14 protein-coding genes are annotated in these 16,977 nt (G+C 59.9%); 9 read left to right on the forward strand and 5 right to left on the reverse strand.

Annotated elements, in window-relative coordinates; genetic code table 11:
* Window positions 1–369: 369 nt before the first annotated feature.
* Entirely contained in the window at window positions 370–1,302 is a 933-nt protein-coding gene (locus tag QWU44_RS02585) for a heme o synthase (protein WP_370914132.1), read from the forward strand.
* Window positions 1,303–1,331: 29 nt separating this feature from the next.
* On the opposite strand, the gene QWU44_RS02590 is transcribed toward QWU44_RS02585, so the two are convergent.
* The 5 genes from QWU44_RS02590 to mptB all read right to left on the reverse strand — a co-directional run bounded on the left by QWU44_RS02590 (window position 1,332) and on the right by mptB (window position 6,927).
* Window positions 1,332–2,294 (reverse strand): quinone oxidoreductase, encoded by a 963-nt coding sequence (locus QWU44_RS02590; RefSeq protein ID WP_370914133.1) that lies wholly within the window; start codon window positions 2,292–2,294, stop codon window positions 1,332–1,334.
* Between the two features lie 71 nt (window positions 2,295–2,365).
* Window positions 2,366–3,364 carry a heme A synthase gene (locus QWU44_RS02595; protein ID WP_370914302.1) on the reverse strand — a complete coding sequence of 333 codons (999 nt, stop codon included), beginning with the start codon at window positions 3,362–3,364 and terminating at the stop codon, window positions 2,366–2,368.
* A 73-nt stretch (window positions 3,365–3,437) separates the two neighbouring features.
* Window positions 3,438–4,244: an ABC transporter permease gene (locus tag QWU44_RS02600; RefSeq protein ID WP_370914134.1), complete on the reverse strand. Its 807-nt coding sequence runs from the start codon at window positions 4,242–4,244 to the stop codon at window positions 3,438–3,440.
* A 2-nt stretch (window positions 4,245–4,246) separates the two neighbouring features.
* The gene (locus QWU44_RS02605) at window positions 4,247–5,233 is read right to left on the reverse strand and encodes an ABC transporter ATP-binding protein (protein ID WP_370914135.1); all 987 of its coding nucleotides are present in this window, start codon (window positions 5,231–5,233) and stop codon (window positions 4,247–4,249) included.
* Window positions 5,230–6,927, reverse strand: a complete 1,698-nt coding sequence (mptB, locus tag QWU44_RS02610; protein ID WP_370914136.1) for a polyprenol phosphomannose-dependent alpha 1,6 mannosyltransferase MptB — start codon at window positions 6,925–6,927, stop codon at window positions 5,230–5,232. Before mptB ends, QWU44_RS02605 begins: the two co-directional genes overlap by 4 nt.
* A gap of 422 nt (window positions 6,928–7,349) precedes the next feature.
* Here mptB and QWU44_RS02615 point away from each other — a divergent pair, with 422 nt between their 5' ends.
* From QWU44_RS02615 to QWU44_RS02650, 8 genes are all read left to right on the forward strand, one after another.
* Window positions 7,350–8,087 carry a helix-turn-helix transcriptional regulator gene (locus QWU44_RS02615; protein WP_370914137.1) on the forward strand — a complete coding sequence of 246 codons (738 nt, stop codon included), beginning with the start codon at window positions 7,350–7,352 and terminating at the stop codon, window positions 8,085–8,087.
* Entirely contained in the window at window positions 8,088–9,533 is a 1,446-nt protein-coding gene (gene sufB / locus QWU44_RS02620) for a Fe-S cluster assembly protein SufB (protein WP_370914138.1), read from the forward strand.
* 5 nt (window positions 9,534–9,538) lie between these two features.
* Window positions 9,539–10,723 (forward strand): Fe-S cluster assembly protein SufD, encoded by a 1,185-nt coding sequence (gene sufD, locus QWU44_RS02625; RefSeq protein WP_370914139.1) that lies wholly within the window; start codon window positions 9,539–9,541, stop codon window positions 10,721–10,723.
* Window positions 10,724–10,804: 81 nt separating this feature from the next.
* Window positions 10,805–11,560 (forward strand): Fe-S cluster assembly ATPase SufC, encoded by a 756-nt coding sequence (sufC, locus tag QWU44_RS02630; RefSeq protein WP_370914140.1) that lies wholly within the window; start codon window positions 10,805–10,807, stop codon window positions 11,558–11,560.
* Window positions 11,560–12,837, forward strand: coding sequence for a SufS family cysteine desulfurase (locus QWU44_RS02635; RefSeq protein WP_370914141.1), 1,278 nt, complete (start codon window positions 11,560–11,562; stop codon window positions 12,835–12,837). The genes sufC and QWU44_RS02635 overlap by 1 nt, the downstream gene beginning before the upstream one ends.
* Window positions 12,837–13,283, forward strand: a complete 447-nt coding sequence (gene sufU, locus QWU44_RS02640) for a Fe-S cluster assembly sulfur transfer protein SufU (protein ID WP_370914142.1) — start codon at window positions 12,837–12,839, stop codon at window positions 13,281–13,283. The genes QWU44_RS02635 and sufU overlap by 1 nt, the downstream gene beginning before the upstream one ends.
* Window positions 13,283–13,711, forward strand: a complete 429-nt coding sequence (locus QWU44_RS02645; protein ID WP_370914143.1) for a metal-sulfur cluster assembly factor — start codon at window positions 13,283–13,285, stop codon at window positions 13,709–13,711. The genes sufU and QWU44_RS02645 overlap by 1 nt, the downstream gene beginning before the upstream one ends.
* Window positions 13,712–14,126: 415 nt before the next feature.
* Entirely contained in the window at window positions 14,127–16,958 is a 2,832-nt protein-coding gene (locus tag QWU44_RS02650; protein WP_370914144.1) for an exo-alpha-sialidase, read from the forward strand.
* Window positions 16,959–16,977 lie beyond the last annotated feature (19 nt).

Raw genomic sequence — 16,977 nt, forward strand, 5'->3', positions numbered from 1 at the left:
GTAATCAACAGAACCAGCTTAACGGCTCAGCCGTACTTGTGCTCCAGTGCCCCGCGGGGTCCGGTGGGTCAACGGAAAATTCCCGGAGAATTTGTCGTAGTCGACCGGGGGTGTCCCCAGCCCGTGGGGGTGCACTGTTCCGACTGGGAAGCGGGGTCGAAGGGAGATAAGATCAAACGGGTGTGTACCCTCTATTTATTGTCGAGGGTACGCAGCCACGTCCGTGGTGGGTTCATCCTTTCCGTGTGTGCCGCCCCTGGTGCTGCCGCGGGAAGATCCGGTGTCAACCAGGTGTCGTTCCCCGATGAGACACCGCGAAGCCCGTGACCCGCTGACGCTTCGACCCGACATCTGCTGGAGGAATGGTCCTTGGAGACGATAAAGGCGTACCTCGCGCTGACGAAACCAAGAGTCATCGAGTTGCTCCTGGTCGCGACAATCCCTGCGATGCTCCAGGCGGATCGTGGTGAGAACCACGTGGGGTTGATTCTGCTGACCGTCATTGGTGGCTGGATGGGAGCCGCTGCGGCGAACACCTTCAACATGGTCGCAGACAGTGACATCGACAAGGTTATGAAGCGGACTGAGCGTCGTCCACTGGCGAAGATGGTTGTGACCAATCGAAATGCGACAGTGTTCGCATGGACGCTCACCGTGGTCAGTTTCTTCTGGCTGTGGCTGCTCTGCCGTTCACTTCTCGCAGCGCTCTTCGTGATGGCGACGATTGCGTTCTACATCTTTATCTATACGAAATGGTTGAAGCGTCGGACACCGCAGAACGTCGTGTGGGGTGGTGCGGCCGGGTGCATGCCGGTTGTTGTCGGATGGGCCGTGATTACCGATAATCTACCTGCGGGAATTCCACCACAGTGGTGGCAGGCGGTCGTGCTCTTCCTAATCATCTTCTTCTGGACTCCTCCTCACACTTGGGCGCTCGCGATGCGCTACAAGGAAGATTATCGGGCTGCCGGCGTGCCCATGATGCCGGTTGTGCGCACTGAGGTTGAGGTGACCCGCCAGATCGTCCTATACACCTGGGCCACAGTCATCACGACCCTGCTCCTCGTTCCGGCGGCTGGGTTCATCTACGCCGCTGTAGCGGTGGTCGCAGGGGTCTGGTTCATTGTGATGGCACACCTCCTGCACCGAGGTGTCGTTCGCGGTGTGGAGGTCAAGCCACTGAAACTCTTCATTCTCTCGAACAACTACCTCGCGGCAGTGTTCGTGGCACTGTCAATCGACGCATTCTTCGGTCTCGAGACCGTGGGAGAGATGATTGGTATCTCCACGACATTCTTCTGATATCTGGTGCCCCGGAAGAAGGGGCAGGATCAGGAAACCTCCAGGACGATCGATCCGGTGCTCGCCCGGGACTCCAGCTCACGGTGTGCTGAAGCGGCCTCGTCCAGTGAATGGACGGAGCCGATCCGTACCTCCATGCGTCCCTCGACTATCGCCTGAGTGACCGCCTGCGCACGCATCACGAATTCTCCTTCACGAGCGGTCCATGCACCGATCGACGGCCTAGTGAGGAAGATCGATCCGTGTGTGTTCAACAGTTGGGGATCGATAGGGGCCACCGGGCCTGATGCAGCACCGAAAAGACACACCGTGCCGCGGGGACGCACCGCCCGTAGTGACTGGTCGAATGTTGTCCTCCCCACTCCGTCGTAGACGATATCTACGCCCGTTCCTCCGTTGACCTGTCGCACCTGTTCCGCGAGATTGTCGGAGTAGCGGAACACCTCGGTCGCGCCGGCACGTCGCGCGAGTTCTTCCTTCTCGGCGGTTGACACCACCGAGTAGACCCTCGCTCCGCGTTCCACCGCCATCTGAGTGACGAGCAGGCCAACACCGCCCGCTCCCGCGGTGAGCAGGCAGGTGTCACCGTCCCGGAGTGAATAGACCCCGTCGGTGAGATAATGTGCGGTGATCCCCTGCAGCAGCATTGATGCTGCAGTGTGTAGATCGATACCTCGGGGTACCGCGACGAGACGATCCCGGGGCACAACGGCATACTCGGCATAGGAACCGAAACCGTCGCACCACGCGACGAGGGTGCCCTCAACGATCTGGCCCCGAGGATCCTGCACCACTCTCCCGGTGCCCTCAAGACCGGGGATGAAGGGAAGCTCGGCGTTGTAGAGACCCTCGCGGTAGTAGGTGTCTATGTAGTTGACTCCGGCGACGTCGACAGCCACCAGAACCTGATTCTCATTTGGAACGGGGCGGGGGACCTCGGCTGATTCCAAAACCTCGGGCCCGCCGTGACTGGATATCCGGATAGCTCGCATAGGACAATCTTAACGCGTGATACAGCCCCTGGGATGGCAGATCCGGGTCATCGCGGATTAAGGGGACGGTTTCAGCTCCGCTGGGAGATTCGACTACGACGTACCGTGTCTCCCCGTGGAGAACCGGTGAGACCTGTCTTACCACCGACCCGGTCGCGGCCGTACGCGAACAGTACCCCCGTGAACGCGACCACGGTACCGGACAATCCGACGTGTACCGGTACCGTCCATCGCGGAACGCCGAAGTTGAACTGAATGATGCCGATCGCAGCCTGCAGGATGATGAAGCCGATGAGGATCCAGCCGATCCGGCGCGCCCGGAGCGCTGCCCCGACGGTGACCAGAGCAATGACGAGGCCGACGGTCAATCCGAGATAGAGATACATGAAATGGGCGTGGATGTTGGCGATACGGACGAGATCTATGTTCAGTCGACCCTCCATACCTACTCCGGGGTCACCTGAGTGCACACCAGCACCCGTGACCATGGTGCCTGTACCGAGGACGATGGCGAGACTGGTCGCAGAGAGGATCGCGAGGTGCCGCAGCGGACGTGGGTATGTTTCGGTGGGTGACCCGTTGTCGGGTTCCGCGATACGTACCCAGAGGACCGCCGCCAACCAGATGAGCAGCATCGAGGGCAGGAAGTGCATGGCCACCGACCACCACCGGAGTTCGAGGTGGACGGAGATGCCGCCGAGAATCGCCTGGACGATGACACCAATCCCCTGGATGAAGGCAAGGACGAGGACCTCGCGTCTCCTGGCTGACCGGAGTACCGCGATGAATACCAGGAGTGCCGCAGTGGCGACCACGAATGTGAGCAAACGATTGCCCCATTCGATGGCTTGGTGAATCCAGGGAGCTGCTCCCGCGACGGGGACGAGAGAACCGGGTTGGCAGTTTGGCCAGGTGACGCAACCGAGACCGGAGCCGGTGACCCGGACGATGGAACCGGTGACGGTGATGCCGGCCTGGCAGACGAGAAGAACCATCGCCAACCTGCGCTGGACACGAACCTCGGGTCCAGCGAGGAGTGATCGGAACCACCGGATCGGATGGGTGAACAGGAAAATACTTGGGCTGGTACTCACGATCCGATCCTATCCTGCGTCCCGGGAATGAACCGTATGCTGGAGCGGGTCAGGCGGTGAACTTGAACACTCTGACTGTCGCAGCTCCGGCGATGAGTGCCCAGGCGACGAGGATGAGCAACTCCGGCGTGGGGAACACTCCTGTGACTGCGTTGTTCAAGCCCTGAGTCAGCGCGACAGAGGGGATCACAACCGTCCATTCCGCCCAGTCCCCAATGCTGCCCGAGCGAATCTGGACGTACGAGGCGATCCCGATCAGAAGGAACCAGACAAGGTTAGCCAGAGCCAGGACAATCTCGGAACTGAGTGTTCCGCCCATGAACAGACCCAACGCGGTGAATGCCGCGACACCAATCATCAGCGTGAGTGCTGCCAACGGCAGATTCATGGGATCTGGACGCCAACCCAGGACCAGCGCGGTTGTGCATAGCAGGATCGTCTGTACCGCTGAAACAGCAAGTACCCCGAGGACCTTCCCTGCGATGATTACCCATCGTGGCACCCCGGATGCTCCGATCCGTTTCAGTGCTCCATACCTCCGGTCGAAAGCCACGGCTATGGCCTGACCCGTGAAACCTGCGGAGACTGCAGAAATCGCCAGTGTCAAGGGCAGAATGACGGCGACGGGCTCCTCAGCGTCGAGAAGTGGCATCAATGAGAGTGCGATCAGTGAACCGAGAGGGATCACCAGGCTGAGCAGTTGCTGCTCGCTGTGTCGTAGGAACAGACGAGTCTCGATCCGTGCCTGAGCGAGGAGCATGGCGAGGGGACCGGCCTGGTGTGGATCGGGGGAGAAGGTACCCGGCGTGAAGCGTGCTTCCCCGGTGGTTCGTACCTCGGGTTGTTCTCGGGTCACGGTCAACTCCTCATTTCGCGGCCAGTGATGTCCAGGAAGACATCCTCCAAGCTCCGGTGGTCGATACCCAGTCCACGGATGAGTACATCCTGCTCGGCGGCGGCTGAAGCGATGGCCGCAACGAGAGCGGGGGTGGGTCTAGCCTGAATCCTGTAGGAGAGTGGCCGCGTCGCGGTCAGTCCGGCCCCCTCGTGGTATCCCATGGAAGCCAGTGATACGCCGAATGCGGCGGGATCGAGTCTGGCAGACGTATCGATACGGATCTGTGCAGCCCCTCCGCCCGTCAATGCCGTCAGCTCCGTGGGGCTTCCCTCCGCGACCTTCACTCCACGGTCAAGAATCACGACATGATCTGCCAGTGCTTCAGCCTCGTCCATGAGATGTGTGGTTAGGACCACGGTGACCCCGTCCCGCCGCAGGGAGTTCACCAGTTCCCAGACCGCTAAGCGGGACTGGGTGTCCATTCCGGCGGTGGGTTCGTCCAGGAAAACCAGCTCCGGGCGTCCGACCAGGGCGCAGGCGAGGGACAGGCGCTGCTGCTGGCCTCCTGAGAGCCGTCGGTATGACGTCCGTACGTGGCGCGTGAGACCAACGAGTTCGAGCAACCAGGTGGGATCGAGTGGATGAGCGCTGTAGGAAGCCGTGAGTTCGAGCATCTCTCCGACCCGGATTCCGGGATAGGCACCACCTCCCTGGAGCATCACACCGATTCTGCGCCGTACCGCATCCGCATTCGCAACGGGGTCGAGTCCGAGGACCTGAACCGACCCGGAGGTCGGTTCAGTGAATCCCTCACACATCTCGATCGTGGTGGTCTTCCCCGCGCCGTTGGGACCGAGCAGAGCGAAGACCGTTCCACGTTCAACACGGAGATCCAGATGATCGACGGCTCGGACGTCGCCGAAGTTCCGCGTCAGTGCGCGGGTCTCCAACGCTGCATCCACGGGAGTTTCACCGGTCCGCCGACGAACGGGTTCTGTGTCAGTCACGTCGGCCAGTCTATGACACGAGGGTGACGCCGTCGTACAGCCCACCACAGCAACGTCACCACCGTGACAGAACAGATGACCGTCGACAGGTAGATCCCCGCGACGGTTCCCGGTGGGAGAGGTAATCCACGCGGCAGGACGAAGAAGGAAACAACAGCGGAGTATGCGGTCGCTGATGCCCGGAACAGGGGTCGATTCGCCCATGCGGCCAGGGGCAGGATGGCCCAGAGCATGTACCAGGGTTGGACGACGGGAAACAGGAGAACCAGGACGAAGGTGGAGATGCCCAGCCCGCCGACCGGGTGGATCGTCCCGCGGTATACCGCGATCAGCATCCGGATCATGAACAATCCGGCGACAGCCACACCAACGGCGCGGGTCACAGCGAGAATGGCCGTCGTCTGGTCACCGAGGCCGGAGATCATTCCGATACCACCGGCGATGACCCCGAGCGCGGTCGTCGCGGACATCCAGGAGCGCACGGCAACAGCGCCACCCTGCCCGGTCACCCAGCCGAGACCTATGCCGGTGGCCGCAGTCAGCAACGCAATGGAAGCGAGCATGATGATGGTCTGGATGATACCCGCGGTGGTCACGGACACCACAGGATTCCTGCCGCGTGTGCGTAGTGCACGGGCGAGCGCCATTCCCGTGAATCCGAGGGCGATGAATCCGGTCATCTTGACCATGCCTCCTCCGGAAATCAGGATCCCGGAAAATATGATCATCGCCCATCCGGGTATCCGGTCCCGGAGCATGGGAAGGGATAGTCGTTCGATGCCCCGTAAACCGAATTCCATCCCGAGTAGCAGAAGCCCAAGCAGCACCGCTTCGTTGTGAATGCCGCCAACGAGATGCAGGAGTGTGAGTGGATTCAGTACGCCGAGCCAGAGTGCAGCCTGAACCCCGACCCCACATCTCGTCGCAAGTCTGGTCAGCGCCCATCCTGCAGCCGCGATCCCGAGGACGGCGAGCACGCGGTGAAGATATACTCCGACGAATACCGATTCGCCGGACATGGCGTAGATGGCTGCGGAGATGCCGCTCGCGACGGGACCGTAGGGGGACGGTGAATGGGACCAGATCAATGGAACGGATCGGGCGAGGGGATTGTCGGGCCCGAGCAGGTCAACCGGCCCAGCACTGTATGGGTCAAGGCCGCGAGCGGTAATCGCGCCTTGCGCGAGATACGAGTAGATGTCCTGGGTGAACATCGGGGCGCTTAGCGCTATGGGCAGGGTCCATGCCACGCAGGTTCGCTGTAGCTGCCCGGTACTGACGCGGATGGTGTGTCTCCGGCTCTGCAGGAGGTTCGCTCCGACGAACGGTGCCATGAGCACCCAAGCAATGACGATGAGAGCAACCCCCGTGAGTGCGACGGTCGATGAGGTCTGGAGCATACGCTGCATGAGCGACCCGCCGGGGAAGGAACGGTAGATGTTGTCCGTCACGGGGAGTGCTCCCGCTCCGAGAGCCCCGAAGCTCAGCATCAGGGCACCGACGGTTCCGACCCAGCGGAGAAGAGCGAAGCGCAACGGAAGTAAAGCGGACCCTTCGATCGGAGTGTCCGGAGTGCCCGGGGTCCGATCAGGACGGTGAAGTGACGCTGACCGGGACCCTGCTGATCCCAACCTGGGAAGTTCCCCGATGAGGGCGCGGAGGATCGCTGTTCGTCGGTGGGGAACATCTGGCACACGGGCATTCTAACCGTGTTCTGCCCGAATGAGGTGTATGAGTGGCGCTCGCCGGTGGCGTTATTTTCCATCCGGGGGTGCTTGTCGTTCTCTTTCCACACCCCCGTATGGATTCGTTGGAGGCCGGGTGGCCCGAGGATGGTTCGGTGGGGCAGGGATTCCCAAAGGGCACTGGAAAGGTGATGCCCGCGAAGTGGTGCTGTCGTGAAATATGCGGGGTCGGCCGTATCCTTACCGGTTGGACAATGGGAATGAATTACGGAACACTTGTGTTGTCTAATGACAGACGGCGGGCGTGACCCACCGTTGAACGACGTATCCCGATTGTCCGGAATCCGTTGGTTCCGTGATTGTGGGAACTACGGGCTGATTCCGGGGGCGGTTCAGGAAAACCGTATCCGAGAGAGCAGGAGGTGACATCGATGACGACAGTGCGACAAGATCAGTTGGGGTCACCCTGGGAATCTTCAGCGGTGACCTCCCGGTATCAGGACGGCGATACCCGCCGTGCGATCCTTCGGACGCTACTCGAGCACGCTCCGGTGAGTGCCTCCGCCATCGGCGCGCACCTCGGTTTCTCTGCCGCCGGAGTACGTCGCCATCTGGACATTCTGGTCGGAGAAGATCTGGTTGAGGTCACTCGACCTGTGGGGCGTGGTCGCGGTCGCGGCCGTCCCGCCAAGGCCTTTCGTCTCACTGACCGCGGTCGGGCCACGTTTGGCCACGACTATGATTCGCTTGCCGCATCGGCTCTGCAGGCTCTGCGGGAGACCGGCGGTGAGGAGGCCGTTCGAGCGTTCGCTCGTCGGCGTATCTCCACAATCGTCGCCGGGATACCTCCCGCGGACGATGATGAGTCCGTCCCCGCGACAGCCCGCGCGGTGGCGGATGCTTTTTCCGCCCACGGCTACGCCGCCACGGTGCACCACGCCGGTGGAGGTGTGCAGATCTGCCAGCACCATTGTCCGATTTCGCAGGTCGCCTCCGAGTTCCCGGAACTCTGTGAGGCGGAACATGAGGCGATCTCCAAATTGCTGGGAAATCATGTTCAACCACTGGCGTCCATCGTAGAAGGACACGGAATCTGCACCACCAATATTCCGGCCGGGCAGCTCACTTTGACCCCCATATCTCATACTCCTGATGAAAGGAGAGGCTAAATGACCCAGGCCCAAGAAAAGCCGGTTGTCGACGCCCCCCGCACCGATGAGGAAATCATCGAATCCATCGGCGCCTACAACTATGGTTGGCACGATACAGATGTCGCCGGCGCATCCGCGAGGCGCGGACTCAGCGCTGAGGTGGTCGCAGACATCTCCGGAAAAAAGAGCGAACCAGAATGGATGCTCAAGAATCGGCTAAAGGCGCTCAACATCTTTGAGCGTAAGCCGATGCCCACCTGGGGTGCAGACCTCTCCGGAATCGATTTCGACAATATCAAGTACTTCGTACGTTCGACGGAGAAGCAGGCGACAACGTGGGATGAACTTCCCGCGGACATCAAGGAGACCTACGACAAGCTCGGTATTCCGGAGGCGGAGAAGCAGCGTCTCGTCGCTGGTGTCGCCGCACAGTACGAATCCGAGGTCGTCTACCACCAGATTCGTGAGGATCTGGAAGAGCAGGGGGTGATCTTCCTCGACACCGATACTGCACTGCGCGAGCACGAAGATCTGTTCCGTGAGTACTTCGGGACCGTCATCCCGGCAGGCGACAATAAGTTCGCAGCATTGAATACCGCCGTCTGGTCCGGTGGTTCGTTCGTCTACGTCCCGAAGGGGGTTCACGTTGACATCCCACTGCAGGCCTACTTCCGTATCAACACTGAGAACATGGGCCAGTTCGAGCGGACTCTGATCATCGTTGATGAGGATGCGTACGTCCACTACGTCGAGGGCTGCACTGCGCCGATCTACAAGTCGGACTCCCTGCACTCCGCCGTCGTCGAGATCATCGTCAAGAAGGGGGGCCGGTGCCGGTACACGACAATCCAGAACTGGTCGAACAACGTCTACAACCTTGTCACCAAACGCACCAAGTGTGAAGAAGGTGCCACGATGGAGTGGGTTGACGGCAACATCGGATCGAAGGTGACGATGAAGTACCCGGCGGTCTGGATGACTGGACCGCACGCCAAGGGTGAGGTGTTGTCCGTCGCCTTCGCAGGCGAGGGACAGTTCCAGGATACCGGCGCGAAGATGGTCCACATGGCGCCGCACACGTCGTCGAATATCGTCAGTAAGTCCGTCGCCAGATCGGGTGGCCGTGCCGCATACCGGGGTCTCGTGCAGATCAATACCAACGCGCATCACTCGACCTCCAACGTGGAGTGCGATGCTCTGCTCGTCGACAATATCTCTCGTTCGGACACGTACCCCTACAACGACATCCGTAACGATCATGTTTCTCTCGGACACGAGGCGACGGTGTCGCAGGTCTCCGAGGATCAGCTCTTCTACCTCATGAGCCGCGGCGTCGCACAGGATGAAGCCATGGCCATGATCGTTCGTGGTTTCGTCGAGCCCATCGCCAAGGAACTTCCGATGGAGTACGCGCTCGAACTCAACCGCTTGATTGAATTGCAGATGGAAGGATCGGTGGGTTAAACCCGATGACCGAAACAAAAGTGGAACGTGTCAAGAATGCGACTTACCACGACACCAAGGGTGACCTGTTCACCTCCTTCAACGTTGATGATTTCGACGTCCCGCGGGGACGTGACGAAGTCTGGCGATTCACGCCTCTTCGTCGACTGCGGGGTCTGCACGATGGTAAGTTCGCCACGGCTACCACAGCGGATGTCTCCGTCGCTGTTCCAGATGACGCTGATGGCGTGTGCGTCGAGACCGTGGCGCGGGATGACGAACGTATCGGCACCGCCGGCGCCCCGGTCGATAGGGTCGGAGCGCAGGCATGGACGTCGATGGAGGAAGCGACACTCGTCACCTTCGCGAAGAATTCGACAAACCGAGAACCCGTCACCGTCACAGTCACGGGTAAGGGAGAGGGCGCCACTTCCTTCACCGCGGTCAGTATCGTCGTCGAAGATGGCGCCGAAGCGGTGGTCAACATCCATTACACGGGTGACGGGACGCACGCCGACAACCACGAGTACGTCATCGGGGATAATGCTCGACTGACGGTTGTTGTCCACGTCGACTGGGAAGATACCGCCGTTCATCTGGGCAACCAGCGCGCCACGATGGGCCGCGACGCAGTACTCCGCCACAATGTCGCCTGCTTCGGTGGGGGCGTCGTTCGGTTGATCCCGAGCGTCAAGTTCACCGCACCGGGTGGTGACGCCGAACTGCTCGGTGTCTATTTCGCCGATGATGGACAGTTCTTCGAGCAGAGGCTTCTGGTCGATCATGCCGAACCCAACTGCCGTTCCAACGTCCTCTACAAGGGTGCTCTCCAGGCTGACCCGAACTCCGATCGTCCCGAGGCGCGCACGGCCTGGGTCGGTGACGTCCTCATTCGGGCAAATGCCCAGGGCACCGACACCTACGAGACGAACCGAAATCTGGTTCTTACTGAGGGAGCTCGTGCGGACGCGGTGCCCAACCTCGAGATCGAGACCGGAGAAATCGCTGGTGCAGGCCACGCTGCGACAGTCGGACGGTTTGATGACGATCAACTCTTCTACCTTCTCTCCCGTGGTATCGACCCGAACCAGGCGCGCCGTCTGATCGTTCGTGGCTTCTTCTCCGAGGTCATCGGCCGGATCCCGGTCAAGGCCGTTCGTGACCAGCTCGAAGCGCAGATCGCCGAGGAGCTCGAGGGCACGCACCTCTAAGAACGTAAAACGTCCACCGTGTGTACCGGCCACACGGATTCTCTGCAGTAGTACACCTCATAGCCTAAGAAAGAACCCATAATGAGCACTCTTGAAATCAAGAACCTCTCGGCACAGGTTGCCGCCACCGACGAACACAGTGAACCCAAGCAGATCCTTAAGGGTGTCAACCTGACGATCAAGTCTGGCGAGACTCACGCGATCATGGGGCCCAACGGTTCCGGTAAATCGACGCTCTCCTACACGATCGCCGGCCATCCAAAGTACGAGGTCACCGGCGGTGAAGTACTTCTCGACGGTGAAAATCTCCTAGACATGGAGGTCGACGAGCGTGCCCGCGCGGGACTGTTCCTCGCCATGCAGTACCCGGTGGAAGTTCCGGGTGTTTCGATGGCGAACTTCCTGCGTACCGCGGCTACCGCGGTCCGCGGTGAAGCGCCGAAACTGCGTGACTGGATCAAGGAAGTCCGTGAGGCACAGGACGAGCTCTCCATCGACCGTACGTTCTCTGAGCGCAGCGTCAACGAGGGGTTCTCAGGTGGTGAGAAAAAGCGCCACGAGATTCTTCAGCTCGGTCTGCTCCGCCCGAAGTTCGCCATCCTCGACGAGACTGATTCCGGTCTGGACGTCGATGCTCTGCGTGTCGTGAGCGAAGGCATCAACAACTACCGTGACCGCAACGACGGTGGGCTGCTCCTGATCACCCACTACAAGCGGATCCTCAACTATGTGAAGCCCGATCACGTGCATGTCTTTGCGAACGGACGTATCGTCACCTCCGGTGGACCGGAACTGGCTGACGAGCTTGAGGCCAACGGTTACGATCGCTTCATCTGATGACAGTGACATCCGCGATGTTCCGTCGTCCTGACGGGTCACTCAATGTCGACGCCGTACGCGCCGAGTTCCCGATCCTGGCCGAGACGGGACGGGACGGCTCCGTGGTTGCCTACCTGGATTCCGGTGCGACCTCGCAGCGCCCGGAGCGGGTATGGCGGGCGGAGGAGAAGTTCGTTCTCCAGACCAACGCGCCCGTCCATCGGGGTGCGTATCTGCTCGCGGAGAAGGCGACCGACGCTTACGAATCAGCCCGAGACCGAATCGCCCGGTTCGTTGGGGCGGAGGATCCCGAGATCGTCTTCACCAAGAACGCCACCGAGGGGCTCAACCTTGTGGCCCACGTTCTCGGTGATGACCGTTCCGGTGACCGTTGTGTCAGGGCAGGTGACACTGTCGTGGTCACTGAGCTGGAGCACCATGCGAACCTGGTCCCGTGGCAGGAACTCTGTCGAAGGACCGGTGCGACGCTCAAGTGGTACGGAATCACTGCCGATGGTCGAATCGACCTTGATTCGCTCGAACTCGACGATACGGTCAAGGTAGTCGCCTTCACTCATCAGTCGAATGTGACGGGGGCAGTGTCGGATGTCGACGAGGTCGTCCGTCGTGCGCACATCGCAGGGGCACTCACGGTTCTTGACGCCTGCCAGTCGGTGCCACACCAGACGGTGGACCTCCACGAACTCAACGTGGACTTTGCGGTGTTCTCCGGTCACAAAATGTGCGGCCCCAGTGGTGTTGGAGTGTTGTATGGACGAGCGTCGCTTCTCGCGGAGCTACCGCCGTTCCTAACCGGTGGTTCGATGATCGAGAAGGTCACCATGGAGGCCTCGACTTACACGGACCCCCCACAGCGCTTCGAAGCCGGTACCCAGATGAACAGTCAGGTCGTCGGTCTGGGTGCGGCCATTGACTTTCTCTCGGAGATCGGAATGGATGCGATACAGGAACATGAGAGGGAACTGACGTCACACGCCCTCGGTTCGCTCTCGTCGATCCCCGGTGTTCGGATCATTGGCCCGACGAACATCAATATGCGGGGTAGCGCGGTTAGCTTTACCGTAGACGGCATCCATCCACATGATCTCGGTCAGGTGCTCGATGATGGTTCCGTCGCGGTTCGGGTCGGCCACCATTGTGCGTGGCCTGTTCACCGGGCCTGCGGAGTGCAGGCCACGGCCCGCGCTTCCTTCTACCTGTACAACACGCTTGACGAAGTGGATCGCCTTGCGGTCGGTGTTCGTCGGGCTCAAGAGTTCTTTGGGGTGAATTGATGCGACTTGAACAGATGTACCAGGAGGTTATCCTGGATCATTACCGGCACCCGCAGCACAAAGGTCTCCGGGAACCGTTCGACGCAGAGGTCCATCACGTGAACACCTCCTGCGGTGACGAACTGACACTCCGTGTCCGCCTCTCCGCTGACGGTCATACCGTCGAAGACGTCTCCTATGAGGCAGTCGGTTGTTCCATCAGCCAAGCCTCCACATCGGTGATGGCGGAAGAAATCGTTGGAACGAGTGTGGCGGAGGCGATGGAGACCGTTAACGCCTTCGAGAAGATGGTCACCTCCCGGGGTGCCGAGGAGGGTGACGCTGACCTGATCGGAGATGGCATCGCATTCGCAGGTGTCGCGAAGTATCCGGCACGGGTGAAGTGTGCGTTACTCGGATGGAAAGCATTCCAAGCCGCGACTGCTCAATCCCTGAAGGAGAAGTAATGAGCGATCAGACAGAGAACATGGACACCTCCGACGCCGAAGGGGTGGATTTTCCGCCGGATCGTTCGGATGAGAAGGTCGAGAGGGTGCGCCCCGAGCAGTCGGAAGCGGACCTAGCGAAAGCGAGTGATGTCGAAGAATACATGCGAGACGTCATCGATCCCGAGTTGGGGATCAACGTCGTCGATCTTGGTCTCGTCTACGATATCTGGATCGAGAACGGAGATGAAGCTGTTGTACAGATGACTCTTACCTCCCCTGCCTGCCCGTTGACTGACATACTCGAGGAGCAGGCGGAGACTGCGGTCGTTGGCTCAGGGACCGCTAGTAAACTCAACTTGGAGTGGGTTTGGCGGCCACCGTGGGGACCACACATGATCACCGAGGATGGACGCGAGCAACTGCGCGCACTGGGTTTCTCCGTCTGACAGGAATCCTTGTTCTGCGGTCTGCCATTTTACGAGCATCGCCCCGATCCGGGGCATGCTCGTTTTTATGTTGAAGGGGCATCAGGTTTTTGCAGTTCGACGAGATGGACCCACCGGTCCATCAGGGATGGTGCTCGTAGATTTCTGAGAGCCTCATGAAACTCCGGGGGTCGGTGGTGATATTTTCACCACGCTCGTCACTGCGCACATGTTTCTGCATTAACTGTTCTGTATCTGTGCCGGGTGGGATTTGATTCTTCTTTTCTGGGTTTCTGGTTCATTTTCGGGACTGGCACCAGCGTGTTGATTTACACTGTAATTTAGTGTGATTCCGCACATAAGAATGTCAGAATGTGAAAACGGTCACCTCGTATGGGGCCGTTCCCTGTCCATCCATGACACCAAGGAAGTGAAGATGATAGTTCTGAAACGTCGAAAGGCAATGGTGGGGGCGATCAGTACCCTCACCCTGATCGGAGGGATGCTTGCGTCATCTGGTACACCCGGGGCGTATGCGGGGGAACGGCTGTCAGGCTCCGCGGGTTTTGATGCGAATGATGAGCTGACGGGTCAAGCCTTCTTCACTGATGAAGTGATCGCAACCGGGGGTGAAGAAGGATACGACTGCTATCGGATTCCTTCGCTGGGGGTGGCTCCAGATGGAACGGTCCTCGCTTCCTGGGATGGTCGGCCGGGTAGCTGCGCGGATGCACCCCAGGCAAACTCCATTGTTCTCCGGAAATCCTCGGATAGCGGTGAAAGTTGGACGCCTCAGGAGGTGATTGCCCAAGGTGACTCAGGGGCACCACGATACGGGTTCTCGGATCCGTCGATCGTCGTGGACTACCAGACCGGAGACATATTCAACTTCCATGTGAAGAGCTTCGATAGGGGTATCCGGGATTCTCAACTTGGAACCGATCCGGATGACCGTGACGTGCTCCATGCGGCTTTCGCCCGGAGCAGCGACAACGGTGCAACCTGGGATCCAGATCATGTGATCACACGTGCTGTGACCCGTGAGAACCCCTGGAGGGGGCGTTTCGCCACCTCGGGGAACGGTATCCAGCTTCAGTATGGCCGTTACGCGGGCAGGCTCGTCCAACCGGCGATGGTGGTCACCAGTTCGGGAGAATTCAGGGCTGTCACGTGGCTTTCCGATGACCACGGTGAAACCTGGTTTGCGGGCAGGGCATGGGGAACCGGAATGGACGAAAACAAGATCGTCGAGCTCTCAGACGGAACCCTGATGAACAACTCCCGGCGGTCTGGTGCCGGTGAGTCAGCCCGGAAGATCAGCTACAGCCATGATGGAGGAGTCACCTGGACCGAACCGTACTACGATCCTGCACTCCCAGATCCGAGAAACAATGCTTCGTTGATCAGGGTTTTCCCCAATGCACCTGAAGGATCCGCGAAGGCGAAGGTACTGCTTTTCAGTAACACCGCCTCCTCGAGCGGACGGGAGAACGGAACTGTGCGTATGAGCTGTGATGACGGACAGACCTGGCCTGTGTCCCGTCTCTTCCGGTCGGATAATCTTCAGTACACCTCAATGTCCACGCTTCCGGACGGAAACATCGGGTTGCTCTTCGAGGAGCACAACCGCGGAATCAACAACAACATCCACTTCGCCAAGTTCAATCTCGAATGGCTTGGTGCCGCCTGCATGGACCTCCAGAGCTCTTCCCGACCCGAGGTTCGTCCAGGTGAGACGGTGACGGTGACCGGGGCTCTGACGAACAACTTCGGTGGCGACATCGTCGACCGGGGAATTCAACTGGATCTCCCGGAGGGATGGACCGCTGTGGCGGATGCGGTTACGGTCGCTGACGGCGCTACCGTGCCGGTCGCATTCGAGATCACGGCCCCGGCTGATGCACCGAGCGGTACAGTTCAGGGACTCATGCGAATTGACGACGGCGGAACGGTCCGACAGGCTTCTTTCAAGGTCGATGTCATCGATGGGTACATTCCGGAGCCAGGGGATGTGAGCATCGTCGCGTCAGTGACCAATCCGGGCGACTTCGGGGAAGGCGACCGCATTCACTACAACTTCAGGGTCTCGAATCCCAACAGCACCCCGGTGGGAATCCTCCCGGACGGGGAATTGGAACTCTTTGACCCGGACACGTCCCCCCGGAAGAACTGCCGATGGAACACATTCAACGGAAATACCGAGGCGAGTTGCTCTTTCCCATTTCATACGGTCACCGCTGAGGACATTGAACGGGGTTACTATGAGCCGACTGTCACATGGCGGATCGGTAGGCCCGGGCACGGGGGAGAGGCATACAAGACGATCACCATGACCCTTCCCAGAGTCACTTTCGGGGAAAACGGAGATGATGCCACAGATCCGGTAGTCATTCACGCCGATCTGAATCTTGAACCGATCGCTCCGGTCCAGTCCAGGGGAGTACAACACGACCTCGAAGCACTGGTCACCGTGAACATGCGGGAGGATGGCACCCCGATACCGGATGATGCCCGCGTTATCCTCTATGTCGACAACAACAGAGTAGGGGATGCCGAAGTCATGGACGACGGTACCGCAGCGATTCCCTTCACCGTAGCGAATATAGCCAGCGGGCTCGATGCCGAGACTCACACGTTGCGGGCACGCCTGATCGCTACACCTCCTCAAGGCTTCCTGGTACGCGGAAGTGACGCCATCGGTGAAGTGACCGTCCTTCCGGAGGATCGACCGGTCACGGAACGGACGTTGACCCTCGGGCAACATCCCGACATCAACTCTGACGGCAAGCCCCGCTCAATTCCTCTGGCTGCGCGTGTCTCAGGCCCCGATGGGGCGGTTCGGGGCGCCACCGTGACATTTAGTATCGACGGTGAACCCGTCGCCGAGGCGATATCTAATACAGAGGGGCTCGCCGTTGTTCGTTACACCGTTGAATCAATCCCAGCAGGAGGTCAGGTACGTACCGTTACGGTGGTGGCGAGCGTACCCGAGTCGTCGGATGATGCCACCGACTATGCTGCAGCAACCGATGAGACAACCTTCAATGTTCTACCTGTTTCGCAACCCGAATCGCCGGAGGTGACAACAAGCAGCGGGGCATCCACGATCATCGGTGCGCCCGGCGACGATGTGCTCTCTTCAGGAGGCATCGTCGGTATCGGGGCTGTTTTCGCTGCCGTTGCAGGCATTATGGGCCTGCTCGGTTTCCTGCCATGGTTCCATCACTTCACGGATCTCGGTTGGTGGGTACGCCCGCCGCACATCTGATCTGACCCAAGGGACCCCG

This window comes from Corynebacterium sp. CCM 9203, from assembly GCF_041357675.1.
In the GTDB taxonomy this organism is placed as follows: Bacteria; Actinomycetota; Actinomycetes; order Mycobacteriales; family Mycobacteriaceae; genus Corynebacterium.